Here is a 14,892-nt window from a genome sequence, read left to right as displayed (position 1 = left end):
GGTGGTCTATAATGCGGGGCTTGCGTGTAGGCCTTGGTGGTGGAACTGGTAGACACAGCAGACTCAAAATCTGCCGCTGAAAGGCGTGCCGGTTCGATTCCGGCCCGAGGCACCATTCACGCAAAACGAATTTCGAAAGAAACCCGGCTTTATCCCTTCATGGGCGAGCCGGGTTTTTTTTCGCCTGCATTTTCCCGCCCTTGCCCCGTAGACACAAACCACATCAGTGCGTAGACTCCAAGAAAATTGCCATTCAAACAAATCGCGTTTGACTGGTTTTCTGGAAATCACAAAAAGCCAAAGTACATTGGCATGGGAGAACGGAATGCATCCAATGGTGAGAAACTTCCTGGCGGTCGTTGCGGGTCTGGTCATAGGCAGCATCGTCAACATGGGGCTCATCAATGTGAGCGCCAGCGCCATCCCGCCGCCGGCAGGCGCCGAGGTCGCCACGATGGAAGGGTTGAAGGCGTCGATGCACCTGTTCGAGCCCAAGCACTTCCTGTTCCCGTTCCTGGCCCATGGGCTCGGCGCCCTGGTCGGCGCGGCAGTCGCGGCGCGCATCGCGGCAACCCGCAAGTTCGAGCTGGCGATGACCATCGGCGTGGTGTTCCTGGCCGGTGGCATCGCCGCCGTTGTGATGCTGCCGGCCCCCCTGTGGTTCGAGATCCTCGACCTGGCCGCAGCCTACATTCCGATGGCGTGGATCGGCTGGAAACTGGGCGCGCCCAAGCGCTGATGCCGTCAGGCCGGCCTCAACGAAATTACTTCAGGCCGATCGCTTGCAATCCGGCGAGCAAGGCGGCCTTATTGCCCTCGCGGCGCCAGCCCGTTACTGTGTCCAGGAACTCCCTGGAAAGCTGCGCTCAGTCGGCCGGCGCTTTTGTCTGTGGTGGTGCCTGGTCGTACTTGCGCTCGATGCGGCGCGCGGTGCCGTCGCGCTCCATGGATTCGAGCGCCGCGTTCATGCGCGCCACCAGCGCATCGGGAACCGCCGGATTGCAGGCAAGGTAGACCTGGACCTTGGCGAAGGTGAGCACAGGCACGATCTGGCCGGTCCAGCCGTTTTGCGCCAGCACCGCGCTGCCGCTCCGCAGGCTTGCCGCCCACAGGTCGATGCGGTTGAGCATGAGCTTGCGAGGATTGATCAGGTCGTTCTGGGCGGAGTCGACCTTGAAGCCGCGCGAACGCAGGTACTCCTCGCGGGCGTCGCCGTGGTAGGTGCCGATGCGCAGGCCGCGCGCGTCGTCCAGCGTTTTCAGCTCGAATTTGCGGTCGGACCGCCCCATGAGTACCCATTCCCCCGTGTTGGTCGGCCCCACCCACTTGAACAGTTTCTCGCGTTCTTCAGTACGGGTGGTCGAATACACGCAGCCATTGCGGCGCTGCAGCGCCGAGGTGTAGGCGCGCATCCACGGCAGCAGTTCGATGGAGTACGAGATGCCGCTGCGGGCCATGATCTCGCGCACCTTCTCTGTGCCGTGCCCGACCACTACCCCGCCTTCGACCATGCTCGCCGGCGGCGAATGCTCGGTGGTGATGTACAGCGTGGGCGCCGCCGCGCAGCTTCCCGCAAGCAGCGCTGAAAATATTGCGATAGTAAGTTGGTTATATGGCATTGCACGCCTGATTGTTACACGGCTACGAACGCGCCACGTTAGAACAAGGATAGCAGCTTAGTGAGGACTACGGAAATGCATCCTGACAACGTTCTCGGGCGCGGCGGGATCGGTGGCGCGCATGCGACACTCCCAGCATTTCCTGCTCCATCGAGCGATTGAAACATTACTTTCCATATGGAAAGTGCCATACTTTCGGCTAATCCCTTACGCCGCCCGCTTGCCCAGCGCGCCCCCCGATGCTCTCCCTTTTTACCGTTCCCGCCGACCCGACGCTGCTCAGCTACGGACAATACGACCCGAAACTCGTCGTGCTGTCCTTCATGGTGGCGATCTTCGCGTCCTGGATGGGATTGCAGATCGCCGGCCAGGCCAGCGCCAACCCCGCCCAGCGGGCGATCGTCCTCGCCACCGGCAGCCTGGCGCTCGGCGCCGGGGTGTGGGCGATGCACTTCGTCGGCATGCTCGCGTTTAACCTGTGCACGCGGGTCGAATACGACCCGATGACCACCATCGGCTCCGCGTTGCCCAGCATCGGCGCCTCGCTCGTCGCGCTGTCGCTGATCGCGCGCGAACGAATCGGGCCATGGACACTGCTGGCCGGCGGCGTGCTGGTGGGCGCCGGCATCGGCGCCATGCACTATTCGGGCATGGCAGGCATGCGCATGGGGCTGGAGCTGCGCTACGATCCGCTGATGTTCGGCCTGTCGATCGTGGTGGCCGTGGTGCTGGCCACGCTGGCGCTGTGGGTGCGCTTCGGCCTGTCCGGCTTCTGCCGCCTGAACGAACCCACCCTGCTGCTGGCACCCGCGGTGGTGATGGGCTGCGCGATCGCCGGCATGCACTACACCGGGATGGCGGCCGCGCGTTTCGTCGGTACCGTGGCGCCGGGCGCCGCGGGATCGTCCAACAGCGGCTTCCTGGCCGTGGCGATTTCGCTGATCACGGTCGCCTTCACCATCTTCGTGCTGGCGGCGAACGGCCTGCTGCGCTACCGCCGGCTGTTCCTGGAGCTGTCGGCCAGCCAGGAATGGATGCGCGCCATGCTTGCCACTGCCGTCGACGGCGTGATCACGGTCGACCGCGACGGCCGGGTGGAGGAATTCAACGCGTCGGCCGAGAAGATCTTCGGCTGGCGCCGCGACGAGATCGCGGGCCGCCATGTGCGCCTGCTGGTTCCCGATAACGAAGTGCCGGAAGGCGCCGGCCTGCTTGGCTACCTGAATGGCGGCAGCGGCGGCGCCGCTCCCACCGGCGCCGAAGTCATGGCGGTACGCAAGGACGGCAGCCCGGTGCCGATCCGCTGCTCGCTTGGCCATGCAAAGATGGGCAAGGACGACCTGTTCATCTGCTTCGTCACCGACATCACCGAGCGTCGCGCGATGATGCAGGCGCTGTCGGCCAGCGAGCAGCAGTTCCGCTCCCTGATCGGCAACATCCCCGGCATTTCCTACCACAGCCTGCTCGATGGCGAATACCCGATGCTGTTCATCAGCGACGCCGCCGAACGCGTTACCGGCTATGCGCCCGAAGACTTCCTGGGAACGCCGCCGCGCCGCACCTTCGGTTCGCTGATCCACGCCGCCGACCGCGCGCGCGTGTGGGAGGAGGTACAGGCCGCGCTGCGCGACGACCGGCCCTACCTGGTCGAGTACCGTTTGCTGCACGCCGACGGCAGCATCCGCTGGCTGTGGGAAAACGGCACCTGCGTGCGCGACGAGACCGGCGCCTTAGCCTGGCTCGACGGCGTGATCCTGGACATCAGCGAACGGCGCGAGATGGAGGAAGCGCTGCGCTCGGCCAAGGTAGCGGCCGAACAGGCGGCTGCCGCGCGCGCCACTTTTGTGGCCAACATGAGCCACGAAATCCGCACGCCGATGAACTCCATCCTCGGCTTCACCGACGTGCTGCTGGACGGCGACCTGGCGCCGGACCAGCGCAGCAACCTGGACACCATCCGCAGCGCCGGCCGCGCGCTGCTGCGGCTCCTGAACGAAATCCTCGACACCGCCAAGCTGGAAAAAGGCGTGGTCGAGCTGGAACTGCACGACTTCAACCTGCTGTCGCTGATCGACGAACTGTCGTCGACGCTGGGCGCCGCGGCACGTGCCAAGGGCCTGCACGTCGATATCCACTATGATGCCGCCCTGCCGGCCAGCATCCATGGCGACGAACTGCGCATCCGCCAGGTGCTGACCAACCTGCTGGACAACGCGATCAAGTTCACCGCGCGCGGCAGCGTCACGCTGTGCGCCGGCGCCGTCTGCGACCAGCTGCACATCGAAGTGCGCGACACCGGCATCGGGATCGCGCCCGAGCGCATGAAAGCGGTGTTCGACCCGTTCATCCAGGCCGACGCCTCGATGACGCGCCGCTTCGGCGGCATCGGCCTTGGCACCACCATCAGCAAGCAGCTGGTGGAGTTGATGAAGGGCCGGATCTGGGCCGAGAGCGTCGAGGGCGAAGGCAGCACCTTCCACGTGCTGCTGCCGCTGGAGGCCGCGCGCGTGCTTGGCCTCGGCGCGGCCGCCTTCGAGCGTGACTCAGCGGCGCTGAAACTGCAGGTGTTCGACCGCGAGACGGGCTTGCGCCGCTGGGGCGGCAATAGCGACGCCTACAGCGGCGCGCTCGGCCAGTTCCGGAACGAGCATGCGCAGCTGGCGGCAACGCTGCAGGCCCATGCCGCCGGCACGGAGTGGAATGCGCTGCGGATGCTGACGCACAGGGCGCGCGGCACCGCGGCCAACCTCGGGCTGGTACGGCTGGCAGCGGTGCTGGCGCAGCTGGAGGAGGAAGCGGGCGCCGACGGCGGCGCCACGGCGTCGACGCTGGCGCAGGCGGTCGAAGCCACCGGCGCGGCGCTGGACGCGATCCGCCCGGGCCGCACCGGCGCGGCTGCGGCAGCGGCGGGGCGTGCCAGTGCCGCCGACCTTGAACGCGCGCGGCGCGAGGGCGAACAGCTGATGCAGGCGCTGCGCCGTGGTGCGCTCGACGACGACGCGCTGTCCGGCCTGGAGGGCGCATTGCGGGGCCATCCGGCCGCCACCGGCGTCGCCCGGCTGCAGGCGGCGCTCGCCGATTTCGATTTTGAACTGGCCCGGAAGCAGCTGCGCGAGGCGCTGGCAGGGCTGGACGACGCAAGACAAGAGGAAGCACGCTGATGAACATGAGCACGCAACGCCCGTTGATCCTGGCGGTCGACGACGAGGCCAGCAACCTCCATCTGTTGCGCCAGATTTTGCAGGACGAGTACCGCATGCTGTTCGCCAAGGACGGCGCGCGCGCTGGAACTGGCGCGGCAGGAGCAGCCGGGACTGATTCTGCTTGACGTGATGATGCTGGGAATGAGCGGCTACGAAGTGTGCGCCGCGCTGAAGGCCGATCCCGCCACCGCGGCGATCCCGGTGCTGTTCGTGACCGCGCTGTCCGAATCCGACGACGAGGTCGAAGGCTTCAACGCGGGCGGGGTCGACTACATCACCAAGCCGGTCAGCCCGCCGGTGGTGCGCGCGCGGGTGCGCACCCACCTGTCGCTGGTGCGCATGGAGGAGCTGAAGGCGACCCGGCTGGCGATCGTGCAGCGGCTTGGCCTGGCGGCCGAATACAAGGGCATGCCGCCGCCATGCTCGCCGATGATCTCGGCGCCGATCGCGGCGTGGGTCTGCATCACCTTCCAGGTGCGGCCGCTACGCCGCGGCCGTGCGTGCGGCTTTTGAACCGGTCCGGGCCAGATCTATTCCAAGCGCCGCCTTGCGCAGCCGGCCGTTGCGCAGCAGGTGGCCGAAGGACGCGCGCGTATCGTACATCAGTTGGTAATGGTAATAGTTGATATGTTCCAGCACGGCGCCCGCGAGCAGCCCCAGGGTCCACCCGAGATCGGCTTCCGACAAGGAAGTCCGATCGGTCGAAAGCAGTGTAATCAGTATGGCCGCGATTGCGACCAGGTTCGACCATTTGAATCCGCGGAACACCGCGTGGAAATACGGAGGGAGCGGCTTCTGGTCCTCGAGCGAACGCAGCTTGCGATGCCAGTACAGGGTGCCCTGCACCAGGATATAGGCCAACAAGGCCAGTGCCGCGATGCGCAGGATCCAGGCGACGTCGCCGCCCCTGTCCCACCATGTCCAGACGATGACGGCCGGAAGGAGAATCGCCGCCAGGGCCTCGCGGCTCCTCAGATACATCAGGCGGATCGATAGTGTATGCATGGCATGTCCTGTCCATTCAAGGAAAAGATTGCCACTATAGCATCGATCCACCAGCCGGAAACCAGCCAGGGCGGTGAGATTTGGCGGGACATGCCTACGCCTGCGCCGCCTGCGGCAGGCCGACGTGGCGCGCCACCAGTTCGTGGTACAGCGCGGTGTAGCTGCTTGCCATCTGGCTCGAGGTAAACAGTTCGTGGTAGCGCGCCTCGGCGCGCTTGCCCATGGCCGCCGCCATGTCCGGGTTTTCCCACAGCGTGCGCATCGCATTGCCCAGTGCCTGCGGGTCGCTTGGCGGAACCACCAGGCCGGTATCGCCGTCGACGTTGATGTAGGTGGTGCCCGTGCCGATCTCGCTCGAGATCATCGGCTTGCCGTACATCGCCCCTTCCAGCAGCGAGATGCCGAAGGCTTCCGAACGCAGGTGCGATGGGAAGGCCACCGCATAGCTCAGCGTCAGCAGCGCCACCTTGTCGTCCTCGCCCAGCGCGCCCAGGAACACCACGTTCTTCAGGCCGAGGCGCTCGGCGTGCTCCTTCAGTTCCATTTCGATCGGGCCGGCGCCGACGATCACCACCGGGTAGTCGAGCTTGGCCATCGCGTCGAGCAGGATGTGCAGGCCCTTGTAGTAGCGCAGCACGCCGATGAACAGGAAGAAGCGTTCGCCGAGGCGTGCGCGCCACTTGTCCATCAGCGCCTGGTCGGCGGCCGGATAGATGCTCTTGTCCAGGCCATAGGTGATCACCCGGGCCTTTTCCTTGTAGCGTTCCAGCACCTGCGACGAGGCCATGTAGTTGGGCGAGGTCGCGACGATGGTGTCGACGCTTTGCAGGAAGCGGTGCTTGAGCGGCTGGTAAAGGCGCAGCAGGTGCTTCTGGCGCACGATGTCGGAGTGGTAGGTCACCACGGTCGGCTTGCGGATGCGCGCGATGAAGTGGGCCAGGTCCATGAACGGCCACGGGAAGTGGTAGTGCACCACGTCGGCCTCCTCGGCCATGCGCGCCAGTTCGCCGATGGCGGCCATCGAGAAGGCGTTGGAGGCGATCTCGAAGTCGAGCGGCACGCGGCGCACGCGATGGCCCTCGAATTCGAAGTCGAACTTGTCGTGCGCGCGCGTGAGCGTCAGCACTTCATTGGTCACGCCGAGGCGGCCGGTGCCCACGCACATCTGGCGGATCACCTGCTCGATGCCGCCGACCGAGTCGGGATAGTAAGTCTTGTAGAAATGTAGGACGCGCATAGCTTCAATTCGATAAAACGGCGCGGTACACGGCGGCGGTAAGCCGCGCGGTGTGGCGCCAGGTAAGTTGTAAGGCCCGGCGGCGGCCTGCTTCGATGCAGCGCGCGCGCAGGGCGTCGTCGCGCACCAGCGCCAGCATCGCATCGGCGATCTCGCCGGTGCTGCCGGGTCCACGTCGACCGCCGCGCCCTGCGTTACCTCGGGCAGCGAACTGGTATTCGACGCGACCACCGGTACGCCGGCGGCAAAGGCCTCGACCACTGGTATGCCGAAGCCTTCGTACAGCGACGGAAATACAAATACACCCGCGCCAGCATACACTTCGCGCAAGGCCGCGGCGCGCGTCAGGCTGCTGAGCCAGACCACGTTTTCGCCGGCGGCAACGGCGGCGTCGATCTGCCTCAATAGCGCATCGCAGCGCCAGCCGGCATTGCCGACGATGACCAGCTGGCGCTCGGCGCGCACCGGCGCCGGCAGCGCCAGGTACGCTTCCAGCAGGCGCTCGACGTTCTTGCGCGGCTGCAAGGTGCCGACAAACAGGAAGTAGCCGGGGCGCAAGCCGTGTTCGCGCAGCGTCGCCGCCACCGCCTCCGGCGCGGGTTGCTCCAGCCATGTGTCGTCGACGCCGTTAGGCACCACGCTGATGCGGCGCGGATCGACGCCGAAACACTCGACCAGCTCGGCCACGGCAAACTGCGACACGGCGATCACATGGTCGGCCTTCCGCGCCGCCTTCACGTGCAGCCAGTTCTTGGCGCGCCTGAATTTGGGGCTGCACCACTCGGGATACTTGATCGGAAGCGCATCGTGCAGCGTGGCCACCACCGGGCAGTCCATGCGCACCACGCGGTAGTCGGTCACGTGGAAGATATCGGCCGGCATATGGACGCGGTGCAGCGCGGGGGTCAGCAGGTCGACCAGGGACGCAGCAGGAAACGACTGCGGCATCGGCTGGCCGATGCTGATGCCGCCGGCGCCGCGCATGCGCGGCCACGAATACGGCTTCACCTCGCAGCCCGTGTCCGGCAGGTGGCGCAGCAGGGCGTCGGTGTAGACGCCTATGCCATCCAGCCTTCCGCCAGTCAGCCCCGGTTCGATCATCGTCGTCCCCAGGCCGACAGTCAGTACGCTCACGCCTGGTACATCCAGCGCAGCGTGTCGGCCAGCGGCGTCGGTTCCAGCTCGCCGATGATGCCGGCCAGCTTGCGGTTGCTGCCGACCATGACCTGCACTTCGCGCGGTCGCACGAAGGCGGGATTGACGCGCACGTCGATGCTGTAGCCGGCGATGGCGGACATGGTGTCGATGATGCCGGCCAGCGAGTCGGCGCGACCCGAGCAGACGTTGTAGATCTGCCCCGGCGGCGACAGCGCCAGCAGGCGGCGGTAGGCGCGCGCCACCATGCGCACGTCGGAGAAGTCGCGCGCCACGTCCAGGTTGCCCAGTTCGATCTCGCGCGCGCCGGCGCGGAAGTGCGACACGATCTTCGGCAACAGGAAGTTGATGTCCTGGCCGACGCCGGTGTAGTTGAAAGGACGCACGATGATGATCGGCAGCTTGTCGGACCACAGCTGCGCCATGTGCTCCATCGCCAGCTTGCTCACACCGTAGTCGTTGAACGGCGCCGGCGCGATGCTCTCGTCGATGACGGGCAGGTCGACATGGCCGTAGATATTGGCCGACGACGCCAGCAGCACGCTCGACGCCTGGTGGCGCGCGCCGGCCAGCGCTTCGAGCAGGTTGCGGGTGCCGACGATATTGACGCGGTAAATCAGGTCGGCGTTGGAATGCGCCACGAAGGCGATGCCGGCCAGGTGCACCACCACGTCGGGCTGCACTTCCTCGACCGCGCGGATCACCGACTCGCGGTCGCACAGGTCGACGGTGAAGATATCGGGGCCGGTCTCGGCGCCCGGCATGACGGTGCCGAACACGCGGTAGCCGGCTCTCGTTAGTTCCCGCGCCACGTAATAGCCAGTGAAACCGTGCAGGCCGGTGACCAGCGCGCGCTTCCCCACTCCCTCGCCTTCAAGCGCGCGAGTGGAGAATGTTTCCGTGGCCTTGCCGTTCATGTCAGAACGAGAAACCCAGCTCGTTGCGGCGCATGTCGGCTTCGACCATCATCTGGCACAGCTGCTCGAGCGTCGTTTCGGGCGCCCAGCCAAGCTCGCGCTTGGCCTTGGAGGCGTCGCCGATCAGCAGCTCGACTTCGGCGGGACGATAGAACTTCGGGCTGATACGCACCAGCAGCTTGCCGGTACGCGAGCAATGGCCGGTTTCCTTTTCGCCCTCGCCCTTGAACTCGACGGCGATGCCGGCCGCCTTGAATGCCATGGTGACGAAGTCGCGCACGGTTTCGGTGCGGTTGGTGGCGAGCACGAAGGTGTCCGGCGTGTCGGCCTGCAGCATGCGCCACATGCCGTCGACGTATTCGCGCGCATAACCCCAGTCGCGCTTGGCGTCGAGGTTGCCCAGTTCAAGCACGTCGAGCTTGTTGCGCACGATCTTGGCGACCGAGTCGGTGATCTTGCGGGTGACGAATTCGCGGCCGCGCAGCGGCGACTCGTGGTTGAACAGGATGCCGCTGGAGCCGAAGATGCCGTACGACTCGCGGTAGTTAACCGTCATCCAGTGTGCATACAGCTTGGCCACGCCGTACGGGCTGCGCGGATAGAAAGGCGTGTCCTCGACTTGCGGGATCGCCTGCACCTTGCCGAACATCTCGGAGGTCGACGCCTGGTAGAAGCGGATTTTCGGGTTGATGATGCGGATCGCTTCCAGCAGGTGCACCGCGCCCAGGCCGGTGATGCTGGCGGTGGCGACAGGCTGCTCGAACGAAACGCCGACAAAGCTTTGGGCGGCCAGGTTGTACACCTCGTCCGGCTCGCAGGAACGGATCAGGCGGATGGCAGAAGACTGGTCGGTCAGGTCGTACTCGACCAGGTTCAGGTTCGGATGAGCCTCGATGCCGAGTTCCTCAATCCTCCAAAAATTCACCGAGCTGGAGCGGCGGTAGGTACCGGTGACCTGGTAGCCCTTCTCGAGCAGGAGCTGGGCGAGATAGGCTCCGTCCTGACCGGTAATGCCGGTAATGAGGGCTTTCTTTGCTGTTTTCATATTTTCGGTAGGTGACTTGTTCCTGGCCGTTGCGAAAGGCTGGGCAACGAGCGTTTTTACAGCCCGGCATTGTAACAGAGGCCACGATGCGGGTCGTTACAGTAGGGGAAAACGTGCAAAATACATAATAACTCGAATTCAGCATTATGCTCCTAAATGCTCAGTTCGCGTCGCAGCTTTACGGTTTGTTACCGGTGTAGGGAAGTGTAAGAATCTGTCGTTTTGATGTGAATCTATGACTGCCTGTCGAGACATTGCCGCATGGCAATGCTCGGGATTTAGTTCTTGGAAGGCAGTAAAGACAGCCGCCGCGGACGCGGCTGGAAAACCGGCCGGACTCCATGGAGTCCGGCCGGTGGCGCCTAGCGTTGCGCTACGGCGTCGACCACGCACAGCGCGGTCATGTTGACGATGCGGCGCACGGTGGCCGACGGCGTCAGGATGTGCACCGGCTTGGCGCAGCCCATCAGGACCGGCCCGATCGCGATACCGTTGCCGGCCGCGGTCTTGAGCAGGTTGTACGAGATGTTGGCGGCATCGATGTTCGGCATCACCAGCAGGTTGGCATCGCCCTTCAGGGTGGACTGCGGCATCTGCTTCATGCGCAGCTTGGAATCGAGCGCCGCGTCGCCGTGCATTTCGCCGTCGACTTCCAGCCATGGCGCCCGCTGCTGCACCAGTGCCAGCACCTCGCGCATCTTCCTGGCCGACTCGCTGTTGGACGAACCGAAGTTCGAATGCGACAGCAGCGCCGCGCGCGGGCTCAGGCCGAAGCGGCACATTTCCTCAGCGGCCAGGATAGTGATCTCGGCCAGCTGCTCGGCGCTCGGGTTCTCGTTGACGTGGGTGTCGGTCATCGCCAGCTGGCGTTCCGGCAGGATCAGGAAGTTCATCGCCGCGTAAACATTGGCGCCGGCGCGCTTGCCCAGCACCTGGTCGATGTAGTGCAGGTGCAGCGCGGTGGTGCCGAAGGTACCGCAGATCATGCCGTCGGCGTGGCCCTTGTGGATCATCATCGCCCCGATCAGGGTGTGGCGGCGGCGCATTTCCAGCTTGGCCCACTCCTCGGTCACCCCCTTGCGGCACCCCATCTCGTGGTAAGTCTGCCAATAGTCGCGGTAGCGGTCGTCGTGGTCCGGGTTGATGATGTCGAAGTTCTCGCCCAGTTTCAGGCGCAGGCCGAAGCGCTCGATGCGCTTTTCCAGCACCGACGGACGGCCCACCAGGATCGGCCGCGCCAGGCGCTCGTCGACGACGATCTGCACCGCCCGCAGCACGCGTTCGTCTTCGCCCTCGGCGTAGACGATGCGCTTGAGTTCAGGCGGCGCCGCCTTGGCGGTCGCGAACAGCGGCTTCATGAAAGTGCCGCTGCGGTACACGAACTGCTGCAGGCTGTCCGCGTATGCCTGCAGGTCGGCGATCGGTCGCGTCGCCACGCCCGATTCGTGGGCGGCCCTGGCCACCGCCGGCGCGATCTGCATCAGCAGGCGCGGGTCGAACGGCATCGGGATCAGGTATTCCGGACCGAACGACAGGTTCTTGATGCCGTAGGTGGTCGCCACGACGTCCGACTGCTCGGCATGCGCCAGGTCGGCGATCGCGTGCACCACCGCGATTTCCATTTCGCGCGTGATGGTGGTCGCGCCGCAATCGAGGGCGCCGCGGAAGATATAAGGGAAGCACAGCACGTTGTTGACCTGGTTCGGATAATCCGAACGTCCGGTCGCGATCACCGCGTCGCTGCGCACCGCGCGCACTTCCTCCGGCAGGATCTCCGGGGTCGGGTTGGCCAGCGCCAGGATCAGCGGGTTTGGCGCCATCTTGGCGACCATTTCCGGCTTCAGCACGCCGCCCGCGGACAGGCCGAGGAAGATGTCGGCGCCAGGGATGGCTTCAGCCAGGGTACGCACCGTGGTGTCCTGCGCGAAGCGTTCCTTGTCCGGGTCCATCAGCTCGGTGCGGCCCTTGTAGACCACGCCGGCCAGGTCGGTGACGGTGATGTTCCCGATCGGGAAACCCAGGTCGACGATCAGGTCGAGGCAGGCCAGCGCCGCAGCGCCCGCGCCCGAGACGACCATCTTGCAGTCCTTGAGGTTCTTGCCGACGACCTTGATGCCGTTCAGGATGGCCGCGCCGACGATGATCGCAGTACCGTGCTGGTCGTCGTGGAAGACCGGGATGTTCATCCGCTCGCGCAGCTTGCGCTCGATGTAGAAGCACTCCGGCGCCTTGATGTCTTCAAGGTTGATGCCGCCGAAGGTCGGCTCCAGCGAAGCGATGATGTCGACCAGCTTGTCCGGGTCGGATTCGTTGATTTCGATGTCGAACACGTCGACCGCGGCGAATTTCTTGAACAGGACGCCCTTGCCTTCCATGACGGGCTTCGACGCCAGCGCGCCGATGTTCCCCAGGCCGAGGACCGCGGTGCCATTGGTGATCACCGCTACCAGGTTGCCGCGCGCCGTGTACTTGAAGGCGTTGGCGGGATCCTTGACGATTTCCTCGCACGGAGCGGCCACGCCCGGCGAATAGGCCAGCGCCAGGTCGCGCTGGTTGGTGAGCTGTTTGGTGGGGGTGACGCTGATTTTGCCGGGGCGCGGAATCTCGTGATATTCGAGCGCCGCGAGGCGCAGTTGCTGGCGCAGTTCTTCTTTCTTGTCCGATGACGAATCCATCTGTTGCGGCCTTCCTAATGCTGACGGGGGATTATCGATTTTAGCAGACCGACACTTTTGGCAAGTACGTATTTTTACGAAGCCCTGATAAGGAAAAACCTATCGCATCAATGAAAACTATCAATTTTACGAATCCATTAAATATAGCTATGATGCTTCTCATACCACCTCACACAGGAGCAGCACCATGACCGAACAGACCAAATCCGTGACGATTGAAAACCTGGAAGCCGCCTTCGCCGGCGAATCGATGGCCCATATCAAATACCGCTATTTCGCCAGGCTGGCGCGTGCGGCCGGTGCGATCGACGTGGCGGAAGCCTTCGAAGCGACCGCCGACCAGGAAGTCGCCCACGCCTTCGGCCACCTCGACCTGCTCTACCCGAAGGACAAGATCACCCCGGCGCTGGCGCTCGAAATCGCGATCGAGGGCGAGACCTACGAATACACCGAGATGTACCCGAAGTTCCGCCACCTGGCGCTGGAAGAAGGGAATGCGGCGGCGGTGGCGGAGTACGACGAGCAGATCGCCGAATCGAAGGAACACGCCGAACAGTTCAAGCGTACCCTCGAGATGGCGGCCAAGCGCTTCGCCGCGCTGGCCAAGGTCGAAGAGCGCCATGCCAACCATTACAAGGCCGCGCTGGACAAGCTGAACGCAGCCGCCTGAGCCCTGTACAAACCCGACGACTACCAAATAAAGGAACACCATGAAAACTTACCAGTGCATCGTTTGCGGCTTCATCTACGACGAAGGCGTCGGCATGCCGGACGAAGGCATCGCGGCCGGCACCCGCTGGTCCGACATCCCGGAAGACTGGGAGTGCCCGGACTGCGGCGTGGCCAAGGCGGACTTCGAGATGGTCGAAATCTGATGGCGCCCATCGTCATCATCGGCGCCGGCATGGCGGCCTACGGGCTGGCGCGCGAATTCCGCAAGCTGGACAAGGCAACCCCGCTGACCATCGTTACCGGCGACTCGGGCGCCGCCTACGCCAAGCCGATGCTGTCGAACGCCTTCGCACTCGGCAAGGGAGCCGCGCAGCTGGTTTCCGGCAGCGCCGAACAGATGGCCGCCCAGCTGGGCGCCGAAATACAGGCGCACACCACGGTGCTGGCGATCGACACCGCGGAGCGTACGGTGGTCACCGACCGCGGAAGCCTTGCGTATTCGAAGCTGGTGCTCGCGCTTGGCGCCAACCCGATCCGCCTGCCGCTGGCGGGCGACGCGGCCGATGCAGTCCTGTCGGTCAATCATATCGCGGACTATGCGGCGATGCGCGAACGCCTGGCCGCCATCGACGGCAAGGCGCGTGTCGCGATCCTGGGCGCGGGGCTGATCGGCTGCGAGTTTGCCGACGACCTCTCGGCGGCGGGCCACCAGGTGACTCTGGTGGATCCGAACCCAAGGCCGCTGGCCGCACTGGCGGCGCCCGGCCTGTCCGAAGGACTGGCGCAGGCGTGGCAAGGGAAGCCGGTTTTGCTGGCGCTTGGCACCACCGCTGCCAGCGTTTCGCGCTCCGGCGCGGCGCTGCAGGTGACCTTGGCCGACGGGCGCGCGGTGGAAGCGGACGTAGTGCTGTCGGCGGTCGGTTTGCGGCCATCGATTGCGCTGGCGCAGTCGGCGCAGCTGCTCACGCGGCGCGGCATCGTGGTCGACCAGTATGGCCGGACCAGCTGCGAGGACGTGTATGCGCTGGGCGATTGCGCCGAGTTTGCGGAGGCGGGAGTTCTGCCGTATGTGGCGCCGATGCTGGCCGCGGCGCGGGCGATTGCGAGTACGCTGGCCGGAACGCCGGTCGCCATCGAGCTGAAGACGGATGCGGTGATCGTCAAGACGCCGAGCTACCGTTTGGCGCTGGCGCCGCCGCCTGTTGGAACCGAGGGCGAGTGGGTGCATGAAGTGACGGAGGAACGCACGGTGGCGCGGTTTGTGGATGCCGATGGAGCGGTTCGCGGATTCGGATTGTCGGCGCCGGTGCCGGCGGTGCGCCAGAAGCTATTGGCCGAACTGGTGGCCTGAACGTCATACCAGT

The 14,892-nt window shown here is 65.1% G+C and carries 11 protein-coding genes, 1 tRNA gene and 2 pseudogenes; 7 read left to right on the top strand and 7 right to left on the bottom strand.

Annotated elements, in window-relative coordinates; all coding sequences use genetic code 11:
- Positions 1-30 precede the first annotated feature (30 nt).
- Together D3872_RS14270 and D3872_RS14265 are read left to right on the top strand one after the other, a co-directional pair.
- Positions 31-115, top strand: a tRNA-Leu gene (locus D3872_RS14270).
- A gap of 210 nt (positions 116-325) precedes the next feature.
- Positions 326-739, top strand: a complete 414-nt coding sequence (locus tag D3872_RS14265; protein ID WP_119811400.1) for a hypothetical protein — start codon at positions 326-328, stop codon at positions 737-739.
- A 127-nt stretch (positions 740-866) separates the two neighbouring features.
- Here D3872_RS14265 and D3872_RS14260 read toward each other — a convergent pair whose 3' ends face one another.
- Positions 867-1,619: a substrate-binding periplasmic protein gene (locus tag D3872_RS14260; RefSeq protein WP_119811399.1), complete on the bottom strand. Its 753-nt coding sequence runs from the start codon at positions 1,617-1,619 to the stop codon at positions 867-869.
- A 239-nt stretch (positions 1,620-1,858) separates the two neighbouring features.
- Here D3872_RS14260 and D3872_RS14255 point away from each other — a divergent pair, with 239 nt between their 5' ends.
- Together D3872_RS14255 and D3872_RS27050 are read left to right on the top strand one after the other, a co-directional pair.
- Positions 1,859-4,780, top strand: coding sequence for an MHYT domain-containing protein (locus D3872_RS14255; protein WP_119811397.1), 2,922 nt, complete (start codon positions 1,859-1,861; stop codon positions 4,778-4,780).
- A 5-nt stretch (positions 4,781-4,785) separates the two neighbouring features.
- Positions 4,786-5,227: pseudogene (locus tag D3872_RS27050) on the top strand (response regulator); the annotation flags it as partial.
- 78 nt (positions 5,228-5,305) lie between these two features.
- On the opposite strand, the gene D3872_RS14245 reads toward D3872_RS27050, so the two are convergent.
- From D3872_RS14245 to D3872_RS14220, 6 genes and pseudogenes are all read right to left on the bottom strand, one after another.
- Complete coding sequence (locus tag D3872_RS14245; protein WP_119811396.1) at positions 5,306-5,827, bottom strand: hypothetical protein; 522 nt, start codon at positions 5,825-5,827, stop codon at positions 5,306-5,308.
- A 94-nt stretch (positions 5,828-5,921) separates the two neighbouring features.
- Entirely contained in the window at positions 5,922-7,064 is a 1,143-nt protein-coding gene (locus D3872_RS14240) for a glycosyltransferase family 4 protein (RefSeq protein ID WP_119811394.1), read from the bottom strand.
- Between the two features lie 243 nt (positions 7,065-7,307).
- Positions 7,308-8,165: pseudogene (locus D3872_RS14235) on the bottom strand (glycosyltransferase family 4 protein); the annotation flags it as partial.
- A gap of 29 nt (positions 8,166-8,194) precedes the next feature.
- Positions 8,195-9,136, bottom strand: coding sequence for an NAD-dependent epimerase/dehydratase family protein (locus tag D3872_RS14230; protein ID WP_119811393.1), 942 nt, complete (start codon positions 9,134-9,136; stop codon positions 8,195-8,197).
- Position 9,137: 1 nt separating this feature from the next.
- Complete coding sequence (gene gmd / locus D3872_RS14225) at positions 9,138-10,181, bottom strand: GDP-mannose 4,6-dehydratase (RefSeq protein WP_119811392.1); 1,044 nt, start codon at positions 10,179-10,181, stop codon at positions 9,138-9,140.
- 362 nt (positions 10,182-10,543) lie between these two features.
- Positions 10,544-12,856: an NADP-dependent malic enzyme gene (locus tag D3872_RS14220; protein ID WP_119811390.1), complete on the bottom strand. Its 2,313-nt coding sequence runs from the start codon at positions 12,854-12,856 to the stop codon at positions 10,544-10,546.
- A 187-nt stretch (positions 12,857-13,043) separates the two neighbouring features.
- Here D3872_RS14220 and D3872_RS14215 point away from each other — a divergent pair, with 187 nt between their 5' ends.
- From D3872_RS14215 to D3872_RS14205, 3 genes are read left to right on the top strand one after another with little or no spacing between them, the layout of a single operon-like run.
- Positions 13,044-13,526: a rubrerythrin family protein gene (locus D3872_RS14215; protein WP_119811389.1), complete on the top strand. Its 483-nt coding sequence runs from the start codon at positions 13,044-13,046 to the stop codon at positions 13,524-13,526.
- A 40-nt stretch (positions 13,527-13,566) separates the two neighbouring features.
- Complete coding sequence (locus D3872_RS14210; protein WP_119811387.1) at positions 13,567-13,731, top strand: rubredoxin; 165 nt, start codon at positions 13,567-13,569, stop codon at positions 13,729-13,731.
- Positions 13,731-14,879 (top strand): FAD-dependent oxidoreductase, encoded by a 1,149-nt coding sequence (locus D3872_RS14205; protein ID WP_119811386.1) that lies wholly within the window; start codon positions 13,731-13,733, stop codon positions 14,877-14,879. The genes D3872_RS14210 and D3872_RS14205 overlap by 1 nt, the downstream gene beginning before the upstream one ends.
- The last annotated feature ends 13 nt before the right edge of the window (positions 14,880-14,892 follow it).

It is taken from the genome of Massilia cavernae (genome assembly GCF_003590855.1).
GTDB lineage: Bacteria > Pseudomonadota > Gammaproteobacteria > Burkholderiales > Burkholderiaceae_D > Telluria_A > Telluria_A cavernae.
The sequence above is the reverse complement of the archived record's forward strand: the minus strand, read 5'-3'. Positions and strand labels throughout refer to the sequence as shown.

What these genes read in the sequence shown, in the direction of transcription:
- D3872_RS14265 (WP_119811400.1), top strand. Translation starts at nt 326, where the DNA reads ATGCATCCAATGGTGAGAAACTTCCTGGCGGTCGTTGCGGGTCTGGTC.
- D3872_RS14260 (WP_119811399.1), bottom strand. Translation starts at nt 1,619, where the DNA reads ATGCCATATAACCAACTTACTATCGCAATATTTTCAGCGCTGCTTGCG.
- D3872_RS14255 (WP_119811397.1), top strand. Translation starts at nt 1,859, where the DNA reads ATGCTCTCCCTTTTTACCGTTCCCGCCGACCCGACGCTGCTCAGCTAC.
- D3872_RS14245 (WP_119811396.1), bottom strand. Translation starts at nt 5,827, where the DNA reads ATGCATACACTATCGATCCGCCTGATGTATCTGAGGAGCCGCGAGGCC.
- D3872_RS14240 (WP_119811394.1), bottom strand. Translation starts at nt 7,064, where the DNA reads ATGCGCGTCCTACATTTCTACAAGACTTACTATCCCGACTCGGTCGGC.
- D3872_RS14230 (WP_119811393.1), bottom strand. Translation starts at nt 9,136, where the DNA reads ATGAACGGCAAGGCCACGGAAACATTCTCCACTCGCGCGCTTGAAGGC.
- gmd (WP_119811392.1), bottom strand. Translation starts at nt 10,181, where the DNA reads ATGAAAACAGCAAAGAAAGCCCTCATTACCGGCATTACCGGTCAGGAC.
- D3872_RS14220 (WP_119811390.1), bottom strand. Translation starts at nt 12,856, where the DNA reads ATGGATTCGTCATCGGACAAGAAAGAAGAACTGCGCCAGCAACTGCGC.
- D3872_RS14215 (WP_119811389.1), top strand. Translation starts at nt 13,044, where the DNA reads ATGACCGAACAGACCAAATCCGTGACGATTGAAAACCTGGAAGCCGCC.
- D3872_RS14210 (WP_119811387.1), top strand. Translation starts at nt 13,567, where the DNA reads ATGAAAACTTACCAGTGCATCGTTTGCGGCTTCATCTACGACGAAGGC.
- D3872_RS14205 (WP_119811386.1), top strand. Translation starts at nt 13,731, where the DNA reads ATGGCGCCCATCGTCATCATCGGCGCCGGCATGGCGGCCTACGGGCTG.